This window comes from Aeromonas sp. R7-5, assembly GCF_040908015.1.
Taxonomy (GTDB): Bacteria; Pseudomonadota; Gammaproteobacteria; order Enterobacterales; family Aeromonadaceae; genus Aeromonas; species Aeromonas caviae.
This window is the reverse complement of record NZ_JBFOCZ010000033.1, coordinates 286303-309677: the sequence shown is the minus strand read 5'-3', so window position 1 is coordinate 309677 and position 23375 is coordinate 286303. Positions and strand designations below refer to the sequence as shown.

At 61.1% G+C, this 23375-nt stretch carries 23 protein-coding genes; 3 read left to right on the top strand and 20 right to left on the bottom strand.

Features of this window, described 5'->3' with window-relative positions; translation table 11 throughout:
- Nucleotides 1-143 precede the first annotated feature (143 nt).
- The 14 genes from AB5Y53_RS16815 to tapM form a co-directional block, all read right to left on the bottom strand.
- Nucleotides 144-725, bottom strand: a complete 582-nt coding sequence (locus AB5Y53_RS16815) for an aminodeoxychorismate synthase component II (RefSeq protein WP_041215622.1) — start codon at nt 723-725, stop codon at nt 144-146.
- A 321-nt stretch (nt 726-1046) separates the two neighbouring features.
- Nucleotides 1047-1262, bottom strand: a complete 216-nt coding sequence (locus AB5Y53_RS16810) for a hypothetical protein (protein ID WP_010673831.1) — start codon at nt 1260-1262, stop codon at nt 1047-1049.
- A gap of 119 nt (nt 1263-1381) precedes the next feature.
- Complete coding sequence (gene trpS, locus AB5Y53_RS16805) at nt 1382-2386, bottom strand: tryptophan--tRNA ligase (protein ID WP_010673830.1); 1005 nt, start codon at nt 2384-2386, stop codon at nt 1382-1384.
- A gap of 39 nt (nt 2387-2425) precedes the next feature.
- The gene (locus AB5Y53_RS16800; protein ID WP_041215624.1) at nt 2426-3091 is read right to left on the bottom strand and encodes a phosphoglycolate phosphatase; all 666 of its coding nucleotides are present in this window, start codon (nt 3089-3091) and stop codon (nt 2426-2428) included.
- A complete protein-coding gene (gene rpe, locus AB5Y53_RS16795) occupies nt 3078-3752 on the bottom strand; it encodes a ribulose-phosphate 3-epimerase (RefSeq protein WP_010673828.1) in 675 nt (224 codons plus the stop codon). Before rpe ends, AB5Y53_RS16800 begins: the two co-directional genes overlap by 14 nt.
- Before the next feature lie 190 nt (nt 3753-3942).
- Nucleotides 3943-4815, bottom strand: a complete 873-nt coding sequence (locus AB5Y53_RS16790; protein ID WP_029314124.1) for a Dam family site-specific DNA-(adenine-N6)-methyltransferase — start codon at nt 4813-4815, stop codon at nt 3943-3945.
- Nucleotides 4816-4885: 70 nt separating this feature from the next.
- Nucleotides 4886-6442 carry an SPOR domain-containing protein gene (locus AB5Y53_RS16785; RefSeq protein ID WP_368182633.1) on the bottom strand — a complete coding sequence of 519 codons (1557 nt, stop codon included), beginning with the start codon at nt 6440-6442 and terminating at the stop codon, nt 4886-4888.
- Nucleotides 6432-7514 carry a 3-dehydroquinate synthase gene (gene aroB / locus AB5Y53_RS16780; RefSeq protein WP_039039582.1) on the bottom strand — a complete coding sequence of 361 codons (1083 nt, stop codon included), beginning with the start codon at nt 7512-7514 and terminating at the stop codon, nt 6432-6434. The genes AB5Y53_RS16785 and aroB overlap by 11 nt, the downstream gene beginning before the upstream one ends.
- Nucleotides 7515-7531: 17 nt before the next feature.
- Complete coding sequence (gene aroK / locus AB5Y53_RS16775) at nt 7532-8050, bottom strand: shikimate kinase AroK (RefSeq protein ID WP_010673824.1); 519 nt, start codon at nt 8048-8050, stop codon at nt 7532-7534.
- A gap of 191 nt (nt 8051-8241) precedes the next feature.
- The gene (locus tag AB5Y53_RS16770; RefSeq protein ID WP_052814886.1) at nt 8242-10467 is read right to left on the bottom strand and encodes a type IV pilus secretin PilQ; all 2226 of its coding nucleotides are present in this window, start codon (nt 10465-10467) and stop codon (nt 8242-8244) included.
- 16 nt (nt 10468-10483) lie between these two features.
- Nucleotides 10484-11011, bottom strand: coding sequence for a pilus assembly protein PilP (locus tag AB5Y53_RS16765; protein WP_039039609.1), 528 nt, complete (start codon nt 11009-11011; stop codon nt 10484-10486).
- A gap of 2 nt (nt 11012-11013) precedes the next feature.
- Nucleotides 11014-11610 (bottom strand): PilO family type IV pilus biogenesis protein TapO, encoded by a 597-nt coding sequence (tapO, locus tag AB5Y53_RS16760; protein WP_041212566.1) that lies wholly within the window; start codon nt 11608-11610, stop codon nt 11014-11016.
- Nucleotides 11607-12176: a PilN family type IV pilus biogenesis protein TapN gene (tapN, locus tag AB5Y53_RS16755; RefSeq protein WP_039039579.1), complete on the bottom strand. Its 570-nt coding sequence runs from the start codon at nt 12174-12176 to the stop codon at nt 11607-11609. Before tapN ends, tapO begins: the two co-directional genes overlap by 4 nt.
- Entirely contained in the window at nt 12164-13225 is a 1062-nt protein-coding gene (gene tapM / locus AB5Y53_RS16750; RefSeq protein ID WP_041212565.1) for a PilM family type IVa pilus assembly protein TapM, read from the bottom strand. Before tapM ends, tapN begins: the two co-directional genes overlap by 13 nt.
- Nucleotides 13226-13523: 298 nt before the next feature.
- On the opposite strand from tapM, the gene AB5Y53_RS16745 reads away from it, so the two are divergent.
- Nucleotides 13524-16013 carry a penicillin-binding protein 1A gene (locus tag AB5Y53_RS16745; RefSeq protein WP_010673818.1) on the top strand — a complete coding sequence of 830 codons (2490 nt, stop codon included), beginning with the start codon at nt 13524-13526 and terminating at the stop codon, nt 16011-16013.
- A 69-nt stretch (nt 16014-16082) separates the two neighbouring features.
- Here the strand turns inward: AB5Y53_RS16745 and oxyR are convergent, their stop codons facing one another.
- The 3 genes from oxyR to AB5Y53_RS16730 form a co-directional block, all read right to left on the bottom strand.
- Nucleotides 16083-16979 carry a DNA-binding transcriptional regulator OxyR gene (gene oxyR, locus AB5Y53_RS16740; protein ID WP_368182630.1) on the bottom strand — a complete coding sequence of 299 codons (897 nt, stop codon included), beginning with the start codon at nt 16977-16979 and terminating at the stop codon, nt 16083-16085.
- A 129-nt stretch (nt 16980-17108) separates the two neighbouring features.
- Complete coding sequence (locus AB5Y53_RS16735; RefSeq protein ID WP_368182628.1) at nt 17109-17753, bottom strand: DsbA family protein; 645 nt, start codon at nt 17751-17753, stop codon at nt 17109-17111.
- A 74-nt stretch (nt 17754-17827) separates the two neighbouring features.
- Nucleotides 17828-18685, bottom strand: coding sequence for a Vmh family MBL fold metallo-hydrolase (locus AB5Y53_RS16730; protein ID WP_368182626.1), 858 nt, complete (start codon nt 18683-18685; stop codon nt 17828-17830).
- 120 nt (nt 18686-18805) lie between these two features.
- Here AB5Y53_RS16730 and AB5Y53_RS16725 point away from each other — a divergent pair, with 120 nt between their 5' ends.
- Nucleotides 18806-19720: a LysR family transcriptional regulator gene (locus AB5Y53_RS16725; RefSeq protein WP_041215629.1), complete on the top strand. Its 915-nt coding sequence runs from the start codon at nt 18806-18808 to the stop codon at nt 19718-19720.
- Between the two features lie 61 nt (nt 19721-19781).
- Here AB5Y53_RS16725 and AB5Y53_RS16720 read toward each other — a convergent pair whose 3' ends face one another.
- Both AB5Y53_RS16720 and AB5Y53_RS16715 read right to left on the bottom strand, forming a co-directional pair.
- Nucleotides 19782-20564: a BPSS1780 family membrane protein gene (locus AB5Y53_RS16720; RefSeq protein ID WP_048208643.1), complete on the bottom strand. Its 783-nt coding sequence runs from the start codon at nt 20562-20564 to the stop codon at nt 19782-19784.
- A 40-nt stretch (nt 20565-20604) separates the two neighbouring features.
- Nucleotides 20605-20934 (bottom strand): hypothetical protein, encoded by a 330-nt coding sequence (locus tag AB5Y53_RS16715; protein WP_176698523.1) that lies wholly within the window; start codon nt 20932-20934, stop codon nt 20605-20607.
- A gap of 126 nt (nt 20935-21060) precedes the next feature.
- Here AB5Y53_RS16715 and AB5Y53_RS16710 point away from each other — a divergent pair, with 126 nt between their 5' ends.
- Complete coding sequence (locus AB5Y53_RS16710; protein ID WP_039039573.1) at nt 21061-21888, top strand: M23 family metallopeptidase; 828 nt, start codon at nt 21061-21063, stop codon at nt 21886-21888.
- 87 nt (nt 21889-21975) lie between these two features.
- On the opposite strand, the gene AB5Y53_RS16705 is transcribed toward AB5Y53_RS16710, so the two are convergent.
- A complete protein-coding gene (locus tag AB5Y53_RS16705; protein ID WP_368182623.1) occupies nt 21976-23310 on the bottom strand; it encodes an MATE family efflux transporter in 1335 nt (444 codons plus the stop codon).
- Nucleotides 23311-23375: the final 65 nt, after the last annotated feature.

Genomic DNA, 23375 nt, shown 5'->3' with positions numbered 1-23375 from the left:
CTTTGAGATTTTAGGCAACCGCATTGCATAACGGCTCAGGGGGTGTTGGCAAGAGATAATTTGGACAGGGAGGAGGGTGAATAAAGTCTCAGGGAAATTTTTTTTTGCCTCATGACGGTTTTGAGACAAACATCGCAATTTTTTCAGGAAACGGCCAAAAAGTTGGCCAGCAACTGGTGCCCCTGTTCGCTCAAGATGCTTTCCGGATGGAACTGCACTCCCTCCAGCGCCAGTGTTTTATGCCGCAGCCCCATGATCTCGTCCTGGCTGCCGTCGGCATGTTCGCTCCATGCGGTGACCTCGAAACAGTCGGGCAGCGACGCCGCCTCCACCACCAGAGAATGATAGCGGGTCACCCGCAGCGGGTTGTTGAGCCCCTTGAACACCCCCTCCCCTTTGTGACGGATGAGAGATGTCTTGCCGTGCATCACCTGACGGGCACGCACCACCCGGGCACCAAAGGCCTGTGCCAGGGACTGATGGCCGAGACAGACGCCGAGGATGGGGATCTCGCCGGCAAAACGGGAGATGGCGGCCAAAGAGATGCCCGCCTCGTTTGGCGTGCAGGGGCCGGGAGAGATCACCAGATGACGGGGGGCAAGCCGGGCTATCTCCTCCAGGCTCAGCTCATCGTTGCGCCTGACCACCACCTCTTGCCCCAGAGCGCCGAAGTATTGCACCAGGTTCCAGGTAAAGGAGTCGTAGTTGTCGATGAGTAGCAGCATGCAAAAACCCTGGGAATAAGACAGAGACGGTGATCGGACAACCCGTTGCGAGCGCGGGCAGACAAACGCCGCGCATTCTGGCATGTCTCTTTGCGTTAATAAACCGGCGATCACATCACCTGCTGTGCAGTCTGTTCGCTCTTCAATGGCGATCCGGGCCTATCGACCCCACCCGGCGGTGGGCCTGTCCCCGACCGGGCAGCATCAGCCGCTCCATGTCAGGATGGCAAGGTAAAAGAGACGGGAGGCGACCGGGAAAAGGGCACAGGACGTGACAGGCAGATGGGAAGGAGTCACCTTGGCAAGGGCAGGCAACGGACCTCAGCGGTCCAGATAGCGGCCCTGTTCCAGTTCCCGTTCCCGCTGGCACTCGGCCAGATAGATGGCAGCCGCGATGGCCGGGGTCTTGTGGTGCTTGTCGATGGCGTTGGAGACCATCAACTGCAAGGTATTGAGGCTCTTGGCCTTGCGAAACTTGCGCAGCCAGTGACCCTTGTCACCCAACTCTTCACTCAGGGTTTGTGATTCGACAGACATGCTTTCTCTTGGGGCAAAGCCCGTGTTTGACATTGGGGAGGTTGCGACAAACCGGAAGGTGTAAAACAAAGAAAGCCAGGCATCCACCCAGCTCTCTTCTACTACACCTTCCCAGTATGTCAGGCTCGAGGAACGAAGCCGACGACATCATATACGCTGATCAGGGTTTTTTCAGCCCTTTCACGCGCCTTTTGTGCGCCAGCCGCCAAAATGGCCTGCAGATGGGCCTCATCCTGACGCAGCTCGCGGAAGCGCGCCTGGATGGGTTCCAGCAAGGCGACCACGGCATCGGCCGTTTCACTCTTGAGGTGGCCGTACATCTTGCCTTCGAAGTGCTGCTCCAGCTCCGGGATGGAGCGGCCGGTCACACCGGACATCAGGGTCAGCAGATTGGAGACCCCCGGCTTGTTTTCGGGATCAAAACGCACCACGGCCGGCTCGTCGGAGTCGGTCATCGCCCGCTTGATCTTCTTGACGATCTGCTTGGGATCTTCCAGCAAGCCGATGAAGTTGGCCTCGTTGTCGTCGGACTTGGACATCTTCTTGGTCGGGTCCTGCAGGCTCATCACCCGGGCCCCTTCGGTCGGAATGAAGGGTTCCGGCAGGGTGAAGACTTCGCCATAGAGGTTGTTGAAGCGGGTGCAGATGTCGCGGGTCAGCTCCAGATGCTGCTTCTGGTCATTGCCAACCGGCACCTGATTGGCCTGATAAAGCAGAATGTCGGCCGCCATCAGCACCGGATAACCGAACAGGCCGACGTTGACGTTGTTCTCGAAACGGGCGGACTTGTCCTTGAACTGGGTCATGCGCGACAGCTCGCCCATCTGGGTGTAGCAGTTCAGGATCCAGCCGAGCTCGGCGTGCTGGGGCACGTGGGACTGGATGAAGACGGTGCTCTTGGCCGGGTCGATGCCCACCGCCAGATAGAGGGCGGCTGCGTCGAGGCACGCCTTGCGCAAGGCGGCCGGATCCTGGCGGGTGGTGATGGCGTGCAGATCGACGATGCAATAGAGGCAGTCGAAGTCATCCTGCATGCTGACCCACTGACGCAGGGCGCCCATGTAGTTGCCGATGGTCAGCTGGCCCGAGGGTTGGGCACCGCTCAATACGATTGGTTTAGTCATCAGAGTAGTAATCCTTGTTATCCGCCAGCCCGGTCTGGATCAGACCAGCAGGGCGTCGAGTTCGGCAAACTGCTCGCAAACCCAGTCGGGGCGGGAGTCTGCGATAGGACGGCCATAGTTGTAGCCATAGGTGAGCCCCACCACCTTCATGCCGGCGGCCTGGGCGGCCAGCACGTCATTTTCGGAATCCCCCACCATCAAGGTGCGGGACGGGCTGACACCCAGCTCGTGGCAGGCGTGCAACAGCGGCTCCGGGCTCGGTTTCTTGACGGGTACGCAGTTGCCCCCGAGCCAGAGTGCGAAACAGTCGCTGATGCCGAGGGCCTCCAGAATGGGTTGCACGAAGTGACTGGGTTTGTTGGTCACCACGGCCTGGCGATAGCCGAGCCGTTGCAGGCGACGCAGGCTCTGCTCGACCCCTTCATACATCCCCAGGCCTTCCAGCAGACAGGCCTGATAGTGACGGTCGAACAGGGGGCGGGCCTTGGCAAACTGCTCCGGGGCGTCGCGGTAATCGAGAGCCCGCTGGATCAGCTTGTCGGCGCCGTTGCCGACCCAGGTACGCACCACGGACTCGTCGGCCTCGGCCAACCCCAGCTCCGCCAGGGTACGGTTGACCGCCAGCGCCAGTTGCGGGGCGCTGTCAATCAGGGTGCCATCCAGATCGAACAGCACCAGGTCAAAGGGGCGATCAGCGACGGACATGGGCAAGCTCCGCGCGCATCTGGTCGATCACTGCCTTGTAATCCGGCTTGCCGAAGATGGCAGAGCCCGCCACGAACATGTCGGCACCCGCCTCGGCAATCTCGCGAATGTTGTCGACCTTGACCCCGCCATCGATTTCCAGGCGAATGTCGCGGCCGCTCTCGTCGATCAGGCGGCGCACCTGGCGCAGCTTGTCGAGGGTGCCGGGGATGAAGCTTTGACCGCCAAAGCCCGGGTTGACCGACATCAGCAGGATCACGTCCAGCTTGTCCATCACGTACTCCAGGCAGGTGAGCGGGGTCGCGGGGTTCAGCACCAGACCAGCCTGGCAACCCTGCTCCTTGATGAGGCCCAGGGTGCGATCCACGTGATCGGAGGCTTCCGGGTGGAAGGTGATCAGGCTGGCACCGGCCTTGGCAAAATCAGGCACGATGCGATCCACCGGCTTGACCATCAGGTGCACGTCGATGAGCGCTTCGATGCCGTAATCGCGCAGCGCCTGACAGACCATGGGGCCTATGGTCAGGTTGGGGACATAATGGTTGTCCATCACATCGAAATGGACCACGTCGGCCCCGGCGGCCAGCACCTTGGCCACATCCTCACCCAGACGGGCAAAGTCGGCGGAGAGGATAGAGGGGGCAATCAGAAAGTCTTTCATCAGCGTCATCCATTGGCAGCGTGGCAGAAAAAACGGCGCAATTTTATCGCAAAAGGGCGATGAAAACGACCCGCATCTACAGAACACGCCGCTCCGGCACCATGGCCGGCACACGATGCCAGGCGCGGCTCACGGAATGCCAGCGGCAGCATCAGAAATGACAACGGCCCCCTCAGGGACCGTTGTTCACTCAGCCGACGGCAACCAGCTCCGCCTCACCGGGATAATAGCCCTGTTCGGGCTCGATGCCGGGCGGATAGAGCGCCAGCAGCTCGGCCACCTTGTTGCGACCACCGCCGTTGCGGCTGATGGTGCGCTTGACCAGGATTTCGTCGAGCCGGGCGCCGCGATAGAGTTCGCGGGTCAACTCGATGTCATGGTTGCTGATGAGCACGGGCACCCCTTTATGGGCGGCGGTGTGGCGAGCCAGCCTGGCCAGCAGCGCCTGATCGTCCAGGGTGAAACCGCCTGCCGAATAGGTGGTAAAACTCGCCGTGGTGGAGAGGGGGGCATAGGGCGGATCGCAGTAGATCACCCAGTCTTCCTCTGCACGGGCCATGGCGTCGGCATAGCTTTCGCAGATGAACGTCGCCTTCTGCGCCTTCTCGGCAAACGCCCACAGCTCTTTCTCCGGGAAGTAGGGCTTCTTGTAGGAACCGAAGGGAACGTTGAACCCCCCCTTCTTGTTGTAACGGCACAAGCCGTTGAAACCATGGCGATTCAAAAACAGGAACAACTGAGCCCGTTCAAAACCGGCCGCGGTCTGGTTGAACTGGGTACGGAGCCGATAATAGGCGGTCTTGTGGTTGTGCTCGGCCACGAACAGCTTGCGGGCCTCGCTGATGAAGCTGTCCGGCTGCTGCTTGAGGTGGTTGTAGAGGCCAATGAGATCCGGATTGATGTCGTTGAGCACATAGGCGTCGTAATCCGTGTTGAGAAACACGGATCCCGCCCCGACGAAGGGCTCCAGCAACACACGCCCGGCCGGCAAACGCTCGGCGATCTCTTCGACCAGGGAGTATTTTCCCCCGGCCCATTTTAAAAACGCGCGTGTTTTTTTCATGGAAGTCCGGTGTTGACAAGGCTATGCCCAAAAAAGGGGGGTGATTCTACCCCCTTCCTCGGGTGGCTGGCTATTGCTTCAATTCTTTTTGTATCTGGGCGAATGACTTGGGCCAGGGTTGTCCCTTGAGCAAGGCAGGCGACAGCTTGCGAATGGCCGCCTTGGCCTGGGCACTGTTGGCGTAGTCTCCCTGCACCACTACATACCAGGGACTGCCACGGAAGCGGGTCTTGTAGACCCACACCTTGCCCGCCAAGCCATGCTCGGCCACAAAGCTGTCTACCGCCTTGGTGTTGCTCGCCCCCATCAACTGGATGCTGTAGTGATTCTTCGGCTTCTTGTTGAGAGTCGCCACCGGCGTCAACGCCACCTTGGCCGCTGGGGCCGCGACCGGCGCTGTCTGCGCGCCACTGGCCGGTTGAGCCTCTGTCCGGGCCGGGACACGGCTCGGGGCCGGATTCTTGACCTGGGCCGTCGTTCCGGTCGGGACCGCACGGGAACCGCTCCCCACCAGCTCATCCACCACGGCCGTGGGCAAGGCGCCGCTGACGTTCGGCTGGTTCATCAATTTCTCGACCACTTCGTCGGAGATGACGACCCGGCGCCCCTCATAGTTGGTTGACTCCGTGGTGACCGTCTCGCTCTCGACCTTCTTGGGCAAGGGCTTGGCATCGGACTGCCAATCGCGGGCAACCTGATTCCCTGACGGGATGGCAGCGGCGCCACTGTTCGCCTGAGTACCCAAAGCCCCGCTCGCCGCACCGACGTTCACAGGATCGCTTGAGACGGGATCGGGCAACGCCATCCCCTGGGACGGAGCCTGGGCGGGGTCCTGGCCTGCACTGTCGAACAGGGGCAGATAGCTCAGGGCCAGCAACCCGCCCGCCACCAGGGCAAGCACGATCGCTATCTTCTTGACGGGCAACTCGGCCTGACGTTTCTTGGGCCTTCTGTCGGTCATGGTATCCTCCAGTAACTGCATGATGGCTGACGGATGTCCGCCCGCCCCATTCAGGATCTCTTCCACTTTCGGCTTGGGCAAGAGGGCTGTCGGGATCTTGAGCTCTTTGGCCTTCTCATACAAGAAGATACGTTGCTCAGGAGCGCTCAGTGGCGCGACTTCCAGCTCGAGGGCTGGCATGGCCCGTCCCTTGAGGAGCGCCTTCTGGTTGCGACACCAGGCGTCATCACCCGAGAGCAGGATGGCCAGTTTATGAGGAGATGCCAGGGTATCGTTGTGACGACAGAGCGCCCACAACTCCCCCACCAGCTCGGCAGGCAAGGTATCGGCACGTTCGATGATGAGCAGCAGTTTGGCAGGCTTGTCACCCACCATGCGAAAGAAGCTGTCAGCCAGGGCATCCTGCGCGTTGAACAGGGGACGTGCCACCACCTGCTGCAGCAGCAACTGGCGCACATCCGCCATCTTCATGGACGGGCTGCCGATGAGGCTGGCCACCCGCACCGCATCGGGCAGTTGGGCAAGCAGCGACTCGCACAGGGTGCCACGGCCACTGCCTGGCTTGCCGGAGAGAAAAACAAAGGGGTGGTTGAACTCGATCAGGTGCAGCAGCCGGTCAACCAACTGCCGCTGAGAAGGCAGCTTGAGCAATTTATTAGTGGTCACGACCAGACTCGATCACCGCCATCAATTGCTCGTCTGTCACATCGGCCACGACCTGGGCCTGTCCGATCCCGATCGGCAGCACCAGCCTCAGTTTGCCTTCCAGCACCTTCTTGTCACGGCGCATATGGCGAATGAAAGCGGCAAAATCCATATCGGACGGTGCCTTGACCGGCAAATCGGCGGCCAACAGCAGATCGCGGACTCGTGCCACCTCTTGCGCCGTCATGTCGCCACGGGCCAGGGCCGTCTCGGCCGCCAGCATGGTTCCCGCCGCCACGGCTTCACCGTGCAGCCAGTTGCCGTAACCCTTCTCCGCCTCGATGGCATGGCCGAAGGTATGTCCCAGGTTCAGCAAGGCGCGCACGCCGTGCTCGGTCTCGTCCTGACCGACCACATCGGCCTTGATCTCGCAGCAGCGGCGAATGGCATAGGAGAGTGCATCACCGTCGAGGCGCTGCAGGCGGGTCATGTTGGTTTCAAGCCAGGAGAAGAAGGCGGCATCCCAGATGATGCCGTATTTGATCACCTCGGCCATGCCGGCGGCAAATTCCCGGGCAGGCAGGGTCTTGAGGCAGTCGGTATCGATGATCACATGCTTGGGCTGATAGAAGGCACCCACCATGTTCTTGCCGAGGGGATGGTTGACGGCGGTTTTGCCGCCGACGGAAGAGTCAACCTGGGAGAGCAGCGTGGTAGGCACCTGAATAAACGGAATGCCTCGTTGGTAGCTTGCCGCAGCAAAGCCGACAACATCACCTATCACACCGCCCCCCAGAGCGATCAGAGTGGTATCACGGCCATGGCTGGTTTCCAGCAGAGCAGACATGATCCGCTCGAAGGTCGCCAGGGTTTTGTAGGCCTCGCCATCGGGCAGGATCAGGTGTTCCACCTGAAAACCGGACAGCAACTGAATGATCTGTTCAAGATACAGGGGCGCGACCACGGTATTGGTCACAATCATGACCCGCTTGCCCTTGATCGTCTGCGCCAGTACCTCGGGGCGTTGCAGCAGACCTGCAGCTATCTCTATCGGGTAGCTGCGTTCACCCAGTTCGACCTTCAACCTTTCCATGGACGTCCTCTAATGAATTACATACCAATCAACTTGACGATTTGATTAGCGACAACTTTGGCACTCTGGTCATCCGTCTGGATGACAAAATCGGCAACCTCTTCGTACAGGGCGTTGCGCTCTTGCGCAAGACGCTCAAGCACTTCACGGGGCGGCTCTTCGGTTTGCAGCAAGGGACGACGCTTGTCTCTCTGGGTTCGCGCCAATTGCTTTTCAATGGTGGTTTCGAGGTAGACCACGATGCCGCGTGCGGAGAGTTTGTTGCGGGTTTCACGGCTCTTGATGGCACCGCCACCCGTTGCCAGCACGATACCCTGCTGTTCGGCGAGCTCACCGATCACCTTCTCTTCGCGGATCCGGAAGCCTTCTTCGCCTTCAACATCGAACACCCAGCCGATATCGGCACCACTGCGGCGCTCAATCTCATGATCTGAGTCGAAAAACTCCATGTGCAGTTGTTCTGCCAGATGTCTACCTATGGTGCTCTTGCCCGCACCCATGGGACCTATCAGGAAAATATTGCGTTTCTCAGCCATGTCTTTTCGTTAGTAATTACAAACTGTATGGCCCCGGTAAACACTCGACCGGGGTACCTATGAACCTTATCTTGCGTTGGATCAGGAGGGGGATTATCTCAGTAGAAATCAGGACTGGCAACCGCAGCCCTTACGCCCCAGCCTCATCGGGGCGTAAGGTTATATGTGTTTTACTCTCACAAGTAAAGTTTTCAGAGGGCGTCGGTCACTATCCTCGGGGTCACGAAGATCAGCAGTTCACGCTTCTTGTTTTCACTGGTGGTTTTCTTGAACAGATAGCCCAACCCGGGGATATCCCCCAGCAGCGGCACCTTGCTGACATCGCTCTTGATGGTCTGTTGATAGATGCCGCCAAGCACCAGAGTTTCACCGTTGTTGACCAACACCTGGGTGGTGATGGACTGGGCGTTGATGGACACCGCATCCCCGGTCCCGGTCGGCACGGTTTCACCCTTGGTATCCTGAGTCACGGTCAAGTCCAGGATCACCCTGTTGTCCGGGGTGATCTGCGGCGTGACCTTGAGGCTCAGTACCGCCTTCTTGAAGGTGACCGAGGTCGCCCCGCTGGAAGAGGACTCCACATAGGGGATCTCGGTCCCCTGCTCGATCAGGGCCGGCTTCTGGTTGGCCGTGGTGACTCGCGGACTGGCGATGATCTCGGCCTTGCTCTCCTTTTCCAGAGCAGAGAGTTCAAGATCCAGCAGGGTACCATTGGCAAGACGTGCAACCTGGAACGCCAGGGTGCCGGCCGCGTTGGTCACCGGCAGGTTGACGTTGAGTCTGTCTTCTACGTTGGGGCGAGTGATGGTGGAACTGCCATCATTGTTTCCGGCGCCATCATTACCCTCTATGGTGCCCGAGGTGCCGTTGCCATGACCGTCTGTCTTGGTCACCCCCCAGCGCACCCCCAGTGCCTCATCGAAACCATCATCAATGGTCACCATGCGCGCCTCGATCACCACCTGCTTGACCGGGATATCGAGGATATCCAGCATCCGCTTGACGTTGCTGATGACATCCGCAGTGTCCTTGACCACCAGCACGTTGGTACGTTCATCCACGCTGACCGCCCCTCTGGGGGAGAGCAGCTTGGTACTCTCGGAGGAGAGCAGGGCCGCCACTTCCGATGCCTTGGCATAGTTGATCTGCAGATACTCGGTATAGAGGGGTGCGAGATCCGCCACCTGGTTGCGGCTCTCCATCTGCTGTTTCTCGCGAGCGGCAATCTCGTCCGCCGGCGCCACCAGCAGGATGTTGTTGTCCAGCCGTTTGTCCAGCCCTCTGACCTTGAGGATGATGTCCAGCGCCTGCTCCCAGGGCACGCCATCGAGACGCAGCGTGATGTTGCCGGAAACCGAGTCCGTGGTCACCAGGTTCAGATTGTTGAAATCGGCGATGATCTGCAACACGGTACGAACAGGAATGTCCTGGAAGTTCAATGAGATGGGCTTGCCTTGGTACTGCTTCGCCGCCGTGGTGGCCACCCGTTTTTTCACCTCGATGATGAACATCTTGTCGGCCTGATCGTAACGGTAGTCAAACTGGCCGTTCACCGAGAGCTCGAACAGGGTGTCATTGCCCTGGCGGAACACCTCCACCTGGGAGACCGGGGTAGCAAAGTCCTGCACATTGATGAGGTTGAGCTGATCATCAGGTACCCGGGTACCGTGGAACTTGGCCAGCACTTTCTGACCACGGCTGCTGACATCCACCGCCGCCGAACTGTTGTCCAGCGTCACGAGGAACTCCCCCTGCCCCTCCTTGCCACGGCGAAAATCCACTCCCTTGACCGAGTTGAAGTAGGCGCCCCCCATGTTTGCCTGAGACACGGACAACACCGGCTTGCCGGGGGCAACGGGCGAAGGAGCCACAGTAGGCGTAGAAGCCATGGCCGGCTGAGCCTGATACTGGGACTGGTTCTGGGCAACTCGCTGGGTGTCAATCAGCGCAGACTGAGTCACCGGCTGGCTTCTGACGAGCGCAGACTGGCTGGCTGCAACAGGCGCCGCCGAGGAAGCGACCGGCTGCCCGGCCTTGTCTCCCAGCGCCACCAGCAATTTATTGCCCTGCTGATGGACCTGATAGGGGGTGAGCTGATCGAGGGCGATCTTGATGTCGAGCCCCTGCCCCTTCCCCTCCACCAGGAGGTTGTTCACCCCTTGCTGCTTGATGGGCAGGGGATTGACCGTCAGGGCACCGATAGCCCCGGGTACGTGCAGCAGAAGCTGATTGGGTTCATAGGTCAACCTGTCCGTAAAACCGCTGACCGGTTCGCTGAAGCTGAGCTCCAGCAGGAGTTGATCGGCCAGCAGGGGATTCACCTTGACCTCCTGCAACGCGGGTACTGCCCACACCTGAGTGCATCCGCCCAGCCACAGCAGCGCCACACCGGTCATCCTTCTTATTGTTGTTCTCATCTCTGCTCATCCCTGATCATAGTTTTGCGTCGAGATTGGCCATGGCCAGCTGGGTTTCTCGGGTGACCCAGCATCCTTTGCCATCCGGTACCGTCTCCATCAAGTCAACATGCGTGTTCGTTATCTTGATGACCCTGCCCTGATCCAGCCCCATGTGCTGATTGAGCCCGACGCGCACGGCTTGCCCGTCCGGGGTTTTGATCAATGCCCACAACTGCCCCTGCTTGCCGATGGAACCTTTCATGCTCAGGCTGGCAAGCGAGTAGCGTTCCAGCACCTCCTTTTCCCGATTGGCCACTATCTGGGCACAGTCCGGCTTGGCCTTGGCGTCCAGCCTGGAACTGGTTTCCGGCTGGGGTGCAATGAACGGACTGCGCTGATCGCTGCGTTGATAGACCATGGGAGAGAAGGGCTTTATCTCCGGCAAAGGTTCGATCGGTACCGGCTTTCTGGCCTTGGTCTGTTTGACATACTCATCCATGTCCTCCTGTCCCCCACAGGCCGTCAACAGCAGCGCCGACAAGAGAAGTACGCCCGCTCTCATGCTCATGGCTTTTTCTCCACGGTTTTGCCGTTGTACTTGTAGGTCTTGGCCTGCATGGACATACCGATCAGCTCACCCCCCTTCCCCTGGCTGAGCTGGAAAGAATCCAGGATCACGATGCGCGGCAAAGCAGCCATGTCCGCCGTGAACTTGCCAAGTTCGTGATAGGTGCCCACGACCTCGATGCGCATGGGCAGCTCGGTGGAGAACTCGTGTTTCACCTCTGGCTCCCAGTTGATCCTGTTCAATGTCAAACCGTTATCGGTGGCAATGAAGCTGATGTCATCCAGCAAACCGGCGACTTCGTGGGTGTTGGGCAGCTGCTTGAGCTGGGTGTCGACCAGATGTTCCAGCTGGACCATCTGCTTTCTGTATGCTTCCAGGTTCGCGGCCAGCATGGCCTTGCTCTCGAATTGTCCCTTGAGCTCGGTCTCTTTTGCGGCTTCACGACCCAGGGCCGCCAGGGAATTGGCAATCACGTAGTAATAGAGTGCCCCGCCAAGCAGAGCACAACAGAAGAAGACAAAGATGCCCTTGGCGATCGGCGGCCAGCGGGCAATGTCATTGAGATCCAGGTCGTTGAGTTGTTGCAGGTTCATTTTTGCCCCTTAGCCACGTTGGGTAGCGCCGTGGCAATCTGGAACATCATGGAGAACTGGCTCAGGGCGATGGGGGCCACCTCGGCCGTGAAAATGGTGCTGAGCTGGGATTGTGTCAGCCAGCCGGAACCGTCGATTCGGCGCATCATGCTGGCAACCCTGCCATAGGCTTCGGTCTTTCCCTTCACGTCTATCTTGTTGTTTTGCAAGGCAAGGCTATCAAGATACACCCCATTGGGGACCAGCACCGGCAGCTGATTGAACAGACGCACAGGGATGTTGCGGCGCATCTGCAACTGCTCGATGAGTTGCATGCGGTCAATCAACTCCTTGCGCCGCTCCTTGAGAAGCCTGATCTCCCCAAGCTGGGTGTCCAGGGTTGCCATCTCCTGCTGCAACCGCTGATTGCGCTGTTGCTGGTAACCGATCTGCTGCTGCACCAGCCAGTCTGCGGCAAAGGCGATGGCTGCCGTCCCCGCCAGGAACAGACCGAACAGGATACCGAATTGTTTCTTCTGACGCTGCGCCCGAGCCTGCCGCCAGGGCAGAAGGTTTATATTTGACATGGTGTGAAGCTCCTCAGTGCCAGCCCGAGCGCCGTCATGTACTTGGCCCCATGAGTCAGCCCCCCCTCTCCCTGCGGCTTGCCAAAGAGTGCAAAGGGATCGGGATGCAGCACCTCGCAGTTGAGCTCGCTGCCGATTTGTCCGGCCAGCCCCGGCAGCAGGCTACCCCCTCCGGTCAGCACCAGCCTGGAGAGCTCCTTGTTCCCCGAAGAGCTGCAAAACAGCTGCACGTTGCGCCGTATCTGCAACACCAGGGTGCTGAGGTGAGGCAATAGGACATCCACCTCATGATCCGCAGGCAAGGAGCCCTGGAGCTTGGCCAGTTCCGCCTCTTCCATACTCATGCTGTAAAAAGAGGCCAATGCCTGGCTGTATTGATCACCACCAAAATTCTGCAACCGGGAATAGATGACCTGGCCCCGTAGCAGGGCGGCGAAAGTCAGGGCGCTGGCACCGATGTCGACGATGCCAACCGGTTTCTCCGAGGTTTGCAGGTCGGGCAGGCAAGCCAGCACGGCGCGTCCGAGCGCATGGGCCCCCACATCCACCACCATGGTCGTCATGCCTGCCTCCGTCAGGGCACTGACCCGGCCACTGACGCTCTCGGTCCGCGCGGCACTGAGCAGGACCTCCTGACGCCCGTTGTCGCCCGCCATGCCGAGGATTTCAAAATCCAGGCTCACTTCATCAAGGGGAAAGGGGATGAGCTGCTCAGCCTCCAGGTGAACCTGGTTCTCCAGCTCGCTCTCGTTGATGTTGGTATCGACCTGAATGATCTTGGTGATGACGTTGGAACCGGTCACGGCCGTGGCCACGTTCTGGCAATCCCCTTGCACGAGCCGCTTGAGCGACTTGAGGGACTGACTGACCCGTTCAATGTCCTGAAGTTGATAGTCGACCAGCGTTCCTCTTGGCATGGGGATCTCGGCAACCGAACCGAGGTGCACCTTGCCGGGACGTCCGCTGATGGTGACGGCCTTGATGGTTTGACTGCCAAAATCAATGCCCGCCATGGAGACGAGGGATCCCTTACTTAATAGCCCAAACATATACACATCCATGCGTTATTGGGTTTTCGGACTTATTGTAGGACAGCGCGTCATGATGTGACGGCTTAACTCAATATAATGCTCTATCTATCAATGTCATAAAGTTTGTGTCAAAAGTTGACGCCCCTCTCCTTTCGGCCTTGATTGCGGCCCCCTTGGTAATTGTGCCCTGGAGTGCTACCCTCCCGCCTCTTCTCGGGGTCGCCTGTTTGCGGACAGGAAAACCTCGAATCCGCGAGGGTAAAAAGGCTATACTCTGCGCCCGTTGGCTAATTTTAAGACGATTGGTAGTTCTTCCATGCTGAAATGGCTCGTTCGCCTGTTTATTGTCATGATGCTGGGTGCTGTGCTGGGCGTTGCCAGCCTCATCGGCATCTACTTCTACATCAAGCCCCAGTTGCCGGACGTCAGCGCCCTGCGCGATGTCAAACTGGCTACCCCCATGAAGGTCTACAGCCGGGACGGGGAATTGATCTCCCAGTTTGGCGAAATTCGTCGCATCCCCCTGCGGCTGGACGAAATTCCCCAGTCCATGATCGATGCCGTACTCGCCACCGAAGATGCCCGCTTCTATGAGCACCCGGGCATAGACCCCATCGGCATCATCCGTGCCGCCACCGTCTGGGCCGTCTCCGGCCAGGCGCGTCAGGGCGCCAGTACCATTACCCAGCAGGTGGCCCGCAACTTCTTCCTGAGCAACGAGAAGACTCTTGTACGCAAGATCAAGGAAGTGTTCCTCGCCTGGCGCATCGAGCAGAACCTCTCCAAGGACGAGATCCTCACCCTCTATCTCAACAAGATCCCCCTCGGCTACCGGGCATTCGGGGTCGGCGCGGCCGCCCAGGTCTACTTCGGCAAGGAGGTCAAGGATCTGACCCTGGACGAGATCGCCATCATCGCGGGTCTCCCCAAGGCCCCCTCCATGCTGAACCCGATCCGCTCCCCGGAGCGCGCCTTCGCTCGCCGCAACGTGGTACTGGGTCGCATGCTGGAAACCGGCAAGATCACCCAGGCCCAGTATGACGAAGCCTCCAAGATGCCGGTCAAGGCCCGTTTTCACGGTGCCGAAACTACGCTGAACGCCCCCTATCTGAGCGAGATGGTGCGCCAAAAGATGGTGGAGCAGTTTGGTGAAGATGCCTACACCATGGGGCTGCATGTCTACACCACCGTCACCGCCAAGCGTCAGCGCGCCGCCCATCAGGCGCTGCTGGACGGTGTCTTCGACTACGACACCCGCCACGGCTACCGTGGCCCGACCGCCTTGCTGTGGAAAGCCGGTGAAACGGCCTGGGACTACGAGCAGATCATGGCCCATCTGGCCAAGCAGCCGACCTATCAGCCCCTGATGGCCGCCGTGGTCACCCAGCTCGGCGACAAGAGCGCCACCCTGGTGCTCAAGAATGGCAAACAGGCCGAACTGGGCTGGAATGGCATCAAGTGGGCGCGTGCCTTCATCACCGACGATCGCCAGGGCTTTGCCCCGAAATCGGCGCGGGATGTGCTCAAAGTCGGCGCCCAGATCTGGGTCAGGGAGAAAGGGGAAGAGTTGCTGCTCTCCCAGATCCCCGACGTCAACGCCGCCCTGGTGGCCATGAACCCGCAAGACGGCGCCATCGAGGCCCTGGTCGGCGGCTTCAGCTTCGAGCTCTCCAAGTTCAACCGGGTCGATCAGGCCCGTCGTCAGGTCGGCTCCAACATCAAGCCTTTCCTCTATGCCACCGCGCTGGAGCAGGGCTATACCCTGGCGTCCCTCATCAACGATGCACCGATCAACCAGTGGGATCCTGCCAAGGGCCCCATGTGGCAGCCCAAGAACTCGCCCGCCATCTATGAAGGGCCGACCACCTTGCGCCTCGGCCTTGCCAAGTCCAAGAACGTGATGTCGGTCCGGCTGATGCGCGCCATCGGGCTGGATACCTATATCGACGGCCTGACCCGCTTCGGCTTCGCCCGTGATCACATTTCCGCCAATGAATCCCTGGCGCTGGGTGCGGCGGAGTTTACCCCGCTGGAAGTGGTGCGTGGCTACTCGGTGCTGGCCAATGGCGGCTTCCAGGTCACCCCCTACTTCATCACCGAAGTGACCGACAGCTTCGGCACTCCCCTCTTCGAGGCCAACCCGGCCGCCGCCTGCCGCGACTGCGGCGTGCTGGCCGCAGCCGGTCTCGACAGCGCGGATGCCTATGCCAATACCACGGCAGACTGGAAGGCCCAGTGCCCCATCGATCCTGTCGTGCCCAACAACATGGCACCGCAGACCATCAGTGCCCAGAGCGCCTTCCTCATCACCGACACCCTGACCACCGCCATCTGGGGTGGCAATGGCTGGCGTGGTACCGGCTGGCGGGCAGCCCGTGACCTCAAGCGTCACGACATCTCGGGCAAGACGGGGACCACCAACGAATCCCGGGATGCCTGGTTCTCCGGCTATACCCCGAATCTGGTGGCCACCTCCTGGATCGGTTTTGACAACCACCAGCGCGGTCTGGGCCGGGCCGAGTTTGGCGGCGGTGCCGCCCAGCCCATCTGGATTGACTTCATGAAGACGGCTCTGCAACAGGTGCCCGAGCGCAAGATGCCGGTCCCCGAAGGGATCATGCAGGTCCGCATCGATCGTGAAACCGGTCTGCTGACCAATCGCGCCGATGGCAGTACCACGGAGGAGTTCTTCAAGGAGGGCACAGAGCCCACCCGCTACGCGAGCCAGATCTCCGATGGCAACCAGGTGTATGGCGGTGACGATGCGACCACAGACGGTCCCGTCTCCACCGACGACATCTTCTAGGTCCCCCTGGAAACAACAAAACCGGCGCCCAGGCGCCGGTTTTTGTTTCGGGATGACGAGCGGGCTGCGTCAGTCCAGCAGGGCTTTCATCAGACTCGAGATGCGGGCCGCCAGCTCATTGAAGCAGGGGCGGCGCACCGAGTAGTGACGATAGAGCAGGGAGATGGTGCGCCCCGGCACGGGGTTGATCACCGGGCGATAGCTGACGCCCCCCTCCTCCGGGTTGGCGGGCACGGCGAGCCTGGGCACCAGCGTCATGCCGCTGCCGGCGGCGACCATGTTGCGCAAGGTCTCCAGACTGGTGCCCTTGAAGCGCTGATCCTCACCGATGCCTGCGGCAAAACAGAAACCCATCGCCTGATCCCGCAGGCAGTGACCGTCGGCCAGCATCAGCAATTTCTTGCCCTTGAGATTGTGCAGGGGCACCGCCTTGGCGCTCGCCTCCGGGTGATGCTGGGGGACGGCCAGCCACATGGGCTCCTGATAGAGGGGGATGGCGCCAAACCCCTCCATCCCTTCCAGCTCCGCCAGCACAAGGCAATCCAGCTCCCCCTCCTCCAGCCGCTTGAGCAGCACCTGGGTCTGATCTTCGTAGAGGTAGAACTCCAGCTTGGGGAAGTGTTCACGCAGATCCTGGATGATGTGGGGCAGCAGATAGGGGCCCACGGTGGGAATGAAACCGATGTGGATCTCGCCGGACATGGGCTCGGCGAAGTGCTGGCCTATGCTCTTGAGCTCTCGCGCCTCTTTGAGCACCTTGCGCGCCTGACGGGCCATGGCATCGCCGGCGGGCGTGAACAGCACCTTGCGGGAGGTGCGCTCGATGAGGATCACTCCCAGTTCATCTTCCAGCTTGCGCAGCTGGCCACTCAGGGTCGGCTGGCTGACAAAGCAGCGCTCCGCTGCCTTACGAAAGTGTTTCTCCTCTTCCAGCGCTACCAGATATTCGAGATCGCGAAGGTTCATAGGTACTGCATCCTGCCGTTCAATGAGGCCGATAGCATGCACAAGAACGGTGCGGGGGACAAGGGAGGCGCGCAGACGGGTCTGCCCTCTCCCTCTCCTTTGACAAGCCGCAGGCGATGGGCGAGAGACTCACCCCATCAGGGAGGCAATGTGATCCGCGAACGCCGATGGCTCTCCCAGATAGGAGGAGACAGGCAGCGCAAGGACGCGCTCCCCTTGCATCAATCCCAGGGTCGGGAACCCCTGCCCGCCGAGCCGGCGCAGCCACGCCTGGCTTGTGGCCAGATGGCCCACAAGATCGACCCGACCAAAGGCCAGGGCGAATGCCTCCGGTGTCAGCCCCTGCTCCCGCGCGAGCGCTGCCAGCCGTGTCGGGGAACCGACCCATTCCCCATCCCGGTAGTGGGTCTCCTGGATGCGGTGCAACAAGGCAAGGCCGTCGCCGCCAAGCTCGCTCACCGCCAGCACTGCGCGAATGGGCGGCTCGGAGTCGAGGAGCAGTGACTCGTTGAGCAGGAGCTCGTTGAAGTAGCGCTCACCAAAGCGCTGTCCGGTGAGGGCGTGGATGCGCTCGTCATGGGGGCGCACATAGTCCCGCAGGGGCTGGCCCATGGCCTGGCGCCTGGCGCCCATCCAGAGGCCACCCCCATGCAGTTCGATGCGAAGGCCCGGGATCTCGGCAGCGGCTTTCAGCAGGGGGGCGGCGCCATAGCACCAGCCACAGAGGGGGTCATAGACATAATGGAGGGTTGTTTGCGCTTCGTTCATCATCATTCTCACTTCAAGGCTGGATAAAAAACCGGGCCCTCGGGCCCGGAAAAAAACACAGGGATGTAGGCGTCAGGGAGTTACCACTTCATCTCGCCGGTATTGACCTTGGCACCGATGGCCAGGCCATCGTCGACCAGCAGGGAGGGGTAAGCCTTCTTCAGCGCTTCAATCAGTTGCCCGGAGTGCTTTGCTTTGGCCAGCTCTTGCTCAAAGCGCTGCACGTAGTCACGGGTGAAGGTCACGGCTTCGGTACCCTTGGGTGCTTCCCCGAGGAAATGACCCGGCACCACACGCTCGGGTTTCAGCGCCAGCAGATTGTTCAGCGCCTTGACCCAGTTGCTGCGAGCGGCCTTGGACTGGCTGTCCGCCATCCAGACGTGCACGCCGCTGTAGACCGGCACACCACCAAAGGCCGTCTTGATGGAAGGGGCCCAGAGGTAGGCATTCGGGGTGTTCATCTCTTTGATTTCAATCTTCTCGCCATCCAGGGTCAGGTGGCTGGCCGTCATCACTTGCGGCACGGTCAGGCTCTTGGGTGCATCCTTGCCCAGGATCGGGCCCCAGTAGCTCAGCTTGGCATCCTTGGTCTGCTTGATATGGTCGACCACATGCTGGTCGGCCAGCACCTTGACATCCGGGAACGCCGCCATGACGGGTTCCAGACCGAAGTAGAAGTCGGGGTCACCGGCACTGATATAGACAGTGGTCAGCTTCTTGCCGCTCTTCTTGATCATGTCCACCAGCGCCTGGCCATGTTGCACATCGAACTGGGCATCGATCAGGATGGCTTCTTTGTCGCCAGTAACCAGAGAAGAGGAGACGGGGAAGATCGCCTTCTCGCCGGGGTTGTAGACGGTCACGGTCAGGGGGGCCGCCAGGGCGGATCCCGTCATCAGGAGGCTGGTCAGGGTCAGGGTACGCAGTGTGTTGTTCATCAGATAACGCTCATCGGTGTGGATTAATGGAATGAGCGCAGTTTATTGCATCACCATCGATACAAATACCGCATAATAGGCGCATCACTGTTGCACAAATCGAGCATATAGGGGCGCAAGATGGATAGGCTGACCGCATTGCGGGTCTTCGTCTGCGTGGTGGAACAGGGCAGCCTGAGCGGCGCCGGGGAGAAACTGGAGATGTCCCGCGCCATGGTGTCGCGCTACCTGGCCGAGCTGGAACGCTGGATGGGGGCCAGATTGCTGCACCGCACCACCCGCCGGCTGAGCCTGACCGGGCCGGGAGAAGAGGCGCTGAACCGGGCCAGAGCCATGCTGGCCCTGGGGGAAGAGATGGAACACCTGGCCATCCGCCATGACGAGGCCCCCAAGGGGCAACTGCGCATCACCAGCAGCTACTCTCTCTCCGAAGCCCTGTTGGTCGGGGCGGCGAACGACTACCTGGCCCGTTACCCCGGCACGGCGATCGACATCCTGCTGCTGGACCGGACGGTCAATCTGGTGGAGGAGCGAATCGATCTCGCCCTGCGCATCACCAACGACCTCGATCCCAACCTGGTGGCCCGCAGGCTCGGCACCTGCCACTCGGTGGTGTGCGCCAGCCCCGCCTACCTGGCCCGCCATGCTCCGCCGCAGCAGGTGCAGGATCTGGCACTGCACAACTGCCTCACCTACACCTATTTCGGCAAGAGCCTGTGGGAGTTTCTGGGGCCCGATGGTCCCGAATCCGTCCCGGTGAGCGGCAACCTCAGCGCCAACATCTCCAACCTGCTGCTGGCCGCCACCCTAGACGGGGCGGGGATCAGCCTGCAACCCGCCTACTCGGTTCACCCCCATCTGGCAAGCGGCGCCCTGGTCCCCCTGCTCACCCCGTGGCAGCCCAAGCGCCTCGGCGTCTATGCCGTTTATGGCACCCGCAAACAGATGTCCCCCCTGCTGCGCAGCTTCCTCGACTTTCTCGTGGAGCGGATGGCGGACGATCCCCTGTGGCAGGAAGCCCCTCCCTCTCTCTGATCCCTGCGAGCCGCACAAAAAAGGGGCCTCGCGGCCCCTCTTTGCTCCATCCTGTGCCCGGTCAGGCTTCGAAACCGAATGCCTTGACCGGGGTCTCTCCCTCCTCGGCCTCCTGATCCTCCAGATAGATGTCGTGATAGGCGGCATAGATGGAGTAGTTGATGGCAGGCAGCACCACCAGCAGGCCCACCAGCATCAGGAGTGCGCCAAAGAAGATCAGCACAGCCCCGAGCAGCCCCCACCAGAGGAAGGGCCACATGTTGCGCAGACATCCCTTGAAGCTGAGCCTGGCTGCCTGCCAGACCCCGACCTGATGGAAGAGGATAAGGGCGGGGGCGAAGGTGATGGCCATCAGCACGGGAACGAACAGTGCCAATCCCACCAGGGCACAGACGAGGAAGCCCTGTGCCTGCTCCGGGGTCAGCGCCAGGGAGCCCGGATCCGCGGACAACAGGCCGGTGAGTCCCCACTGGTGCAGCAGGAACACGCAGATCATCAGGATCCCCATGATGAGGCCGAGCACCATCAGGCCCCCCAGCATCAAGGGGGTCAACCGATGGCGGAAACCGGCAAAGAAGTCGCCAAATTGCAGCGCCTCGCCTTGGTGACCCCGCCGCGCCACCGCCACCCAGCCAGCCCCCCACACCATGTAGAGCAACTGGGAGATCAAGCCCCCCGCCGGCAGCTGATCCAGTACGATGCCCACCACAAACCAGAGCACTATCATGGCCACGCTGGCACCCATCCCCTTGTTGAAGATGTCGAATCCGGTGCGGATCCAGATCCAGCCCTGTCCTATGCCATGGCGTTTGGGTTCGTGGCGCAGGGCCCTGTCACTGTTCATCATTGACCTCGTCGAAAAATAGGGGCGAAGCGGCGTCTCCTCAGGGCACGCTCACCGTGACCATGATGGTGCCGGTGTAGGGGCCGGTGCGTACTACCTGGCCCGGCAGCCGGGTCGGGTAGAGCCTCACCTTGTAGTCGGTGGCCTGGGTCGCCGCCGAGTAGGGTACCGCGATGGCGGTATCGAATGGAATAGGGGTCAGGGCCCCCTGCTCGACCATGCCCACCCCGACACCGGCCAGGCTGGTGGTGATGAAGCGGTTGTCGCTCGCGAGCACCCCCGAGAAGCTGTAGCGCAGCGGCCCCTGCTCAGGCTGGCAAGGTCGAAGGGAAGGCGGGCACCCGCAACCAGAGCATTCACCTCGCTGCAATGGCGTGTCCGTTGCGTCTTTCTGGGCCGCAGCCGACGAGTTTATCGGCCACGGTTGACGGACAGCACCGCCAGAATGTGGCATCATCTCCCCCTCTTGCTTTCCCCCTGATCCGATGGAGCCATCATGCGCCGCCTCTTCTTTCTTCTCCTGCTGCTCGGCAGCCCTGCGCTTCACGCCGAACCGGGGTTTATCAGCCGCCTGCTCAACCACCCGGTGCCGGGGGGCGTGGCCGTGGTACCACTGGGAAGCGGGGCCAAGGCACCCGCAGTGCGCTATCAGGACAAGCCTGTGCTGGTGGTACAGGAAGACGGGAAGACGTGGATCGCCATCGTCGGCATCCCGCTCAAGAGCGCGCCCGGCCCCCATCAGGTGACCACCAGCGATGGCCGCACCTTGAGTTTCACGGTCGGCACCAAGCACTACCGTGAGCAGCACATCAAGCTCAAGAACAGCCGCCAGGTCAATCCGCTGGCCGAAGACATGACCCGCATCAACCGGGAGCTTGCCGAACAGACCCGCGCCTACCAGACCTTCAGCCCGGCTCAGCCGAGCAACCTGCTGTTTGACAAGCCGGTCCAGGGCCCGCTCTCCAGCCCCTTCGGGCTGCGCCGCTTCTTCAACGGCGAGGAGCGCAACCCCCACTCCGGCCTCGACTTCGCGGTCGGAGCCGGCACTCCCATCAAGGCACCAGCCGCTGGCAAGGTCATCCTCATCGGCAACTACTTCTTCAACGGCAATACGGTGTTCGTCGACCACGGCCAGGGCCTCATCAGCATGTTCTGTCACATGTCGAAAGTGGACGTGAAGCTGGGCCAGAGCCTGCCCCGCGGCGGCATCGTCGGCCGGGTCGGCGCCACCGGCCGCGCCACCGGTCCCCACATGCACTGGAACGTCAGCCTCAACGACGCCCGCGTCGACCCCGCCATCTTTATCGGCGCCTTCAAGCCCTGAGGCCGGCGACCTGCCGCCCACAGGCAGGGGCACTCAAAATGAAAAAGGCAGCCAAGGCTGCCTTTTTCATGGACGCATGACCACATCTCAGGCAGCGCTGTGCTGGCGCCCCTCCCTGTTCATCGCCCGCCACATCACCAGGACCAGCAGAGTGCTGCAAGTGGGCAGCGCCAGCCAGACACCGGCCACTCCCCACAGGGAGGAGAAGCCCCACAGGAAACCGCCGATCAGCACCAACTTGCCGCCGGTGAGCAGGGAAGCGATGCGGGCCCGGTTGATGGCCTGGAAATAGGTGGCCCCCACCAGCAGCAAGCCTTCCATGGGCAGCCCCCAGAAGTAGAGCCAGATACCGAGGGTCGCCACCGGCAACAGGGCAGCATTGTCCCCCGCAAACAGATAAACCACTGCCTCCGGCCACAGATACAGCGGGATCATCCCGCACAGTGCCACCGCCATGGTCACTCCCAATGCCAGGTTACGCACCCGCAGCACCCGTGCCCAGTTGCCCGCCCCGGCATTGAAGCTGGCGATGGGCTGGATGCCCATGGCGATCCCCTCGAAGATGAGATAGAAGAAGGCCTCGCTGTAGCTGATGACCCCATAGGCGGCCACGTGCAGCGAAGTGCCCACCGAGAGCAGCGCCTTGTTGTGCAGCGCCAGCACCACCGAGAGGTAGAGGTACATCAGAAAACTCGACACCCCGAGTCGCAATGTCTCCCCCATCAGCCGCCAGTCGGGCACCAGGGTATCCCAGCGAATGCGCAACTGGCTGCGGGGGGTGAAGAAGTGCCACAGGCACAGGCCCCCGGTGACCGCCTGGGAGAGCATGGTCGCGATGGCGGCCCCCGCCAGCCCCCAGGGGATCACCGCCATCAGCAGGTAGTCGAGCAGCACGTTGAGCACGCCGCCCCCCACCAGGATCCAGGTGGTGAGGCCGGGTCGCCCGTCGTTGCGCAGCAGGGCGGTAAAGGCCATGGAGAGCACCGCGAACACCCCGAGCCAGGCGTACCACTGCAGATAGGCGAAGCCTGCGTCGAAGATGACCCCCTGCGCCCCCATCCAGACAAGCATGGCCTCGCCGTAACGAATGCCAATGAAGGCGAGCAGCGCGGAGGCGATGAGCACCATCACCAGGGCATTGCCGACGATGTGGCGCGCCTTGGCCTGCTCCCCCTTGCCCAGATAGAAGGAGGCCAGCGACGAGGATCCCATGCCGATCAGGGCACCCACCGCGTAGAGCACGGCGCAGATGGGGTACGCCAGCATCATGCCGGCCAGCCCGTCCTGGCCCAGGATATGGCCGACGAAGATGCCGTCTATGGTGACATAGATGCCGGTGACCAGCATGGCGGCCACCGTGGGGGTGACGTAACGCAAGAAGAGGCGGGAAAGGGGGGCCGTGCCCAGATCGACGGAGGACATAAATTGCTCAATGAAGGGGAACGGCCAGAATAATAGCCAAACAAGACCCGGATCACCCGTTATTT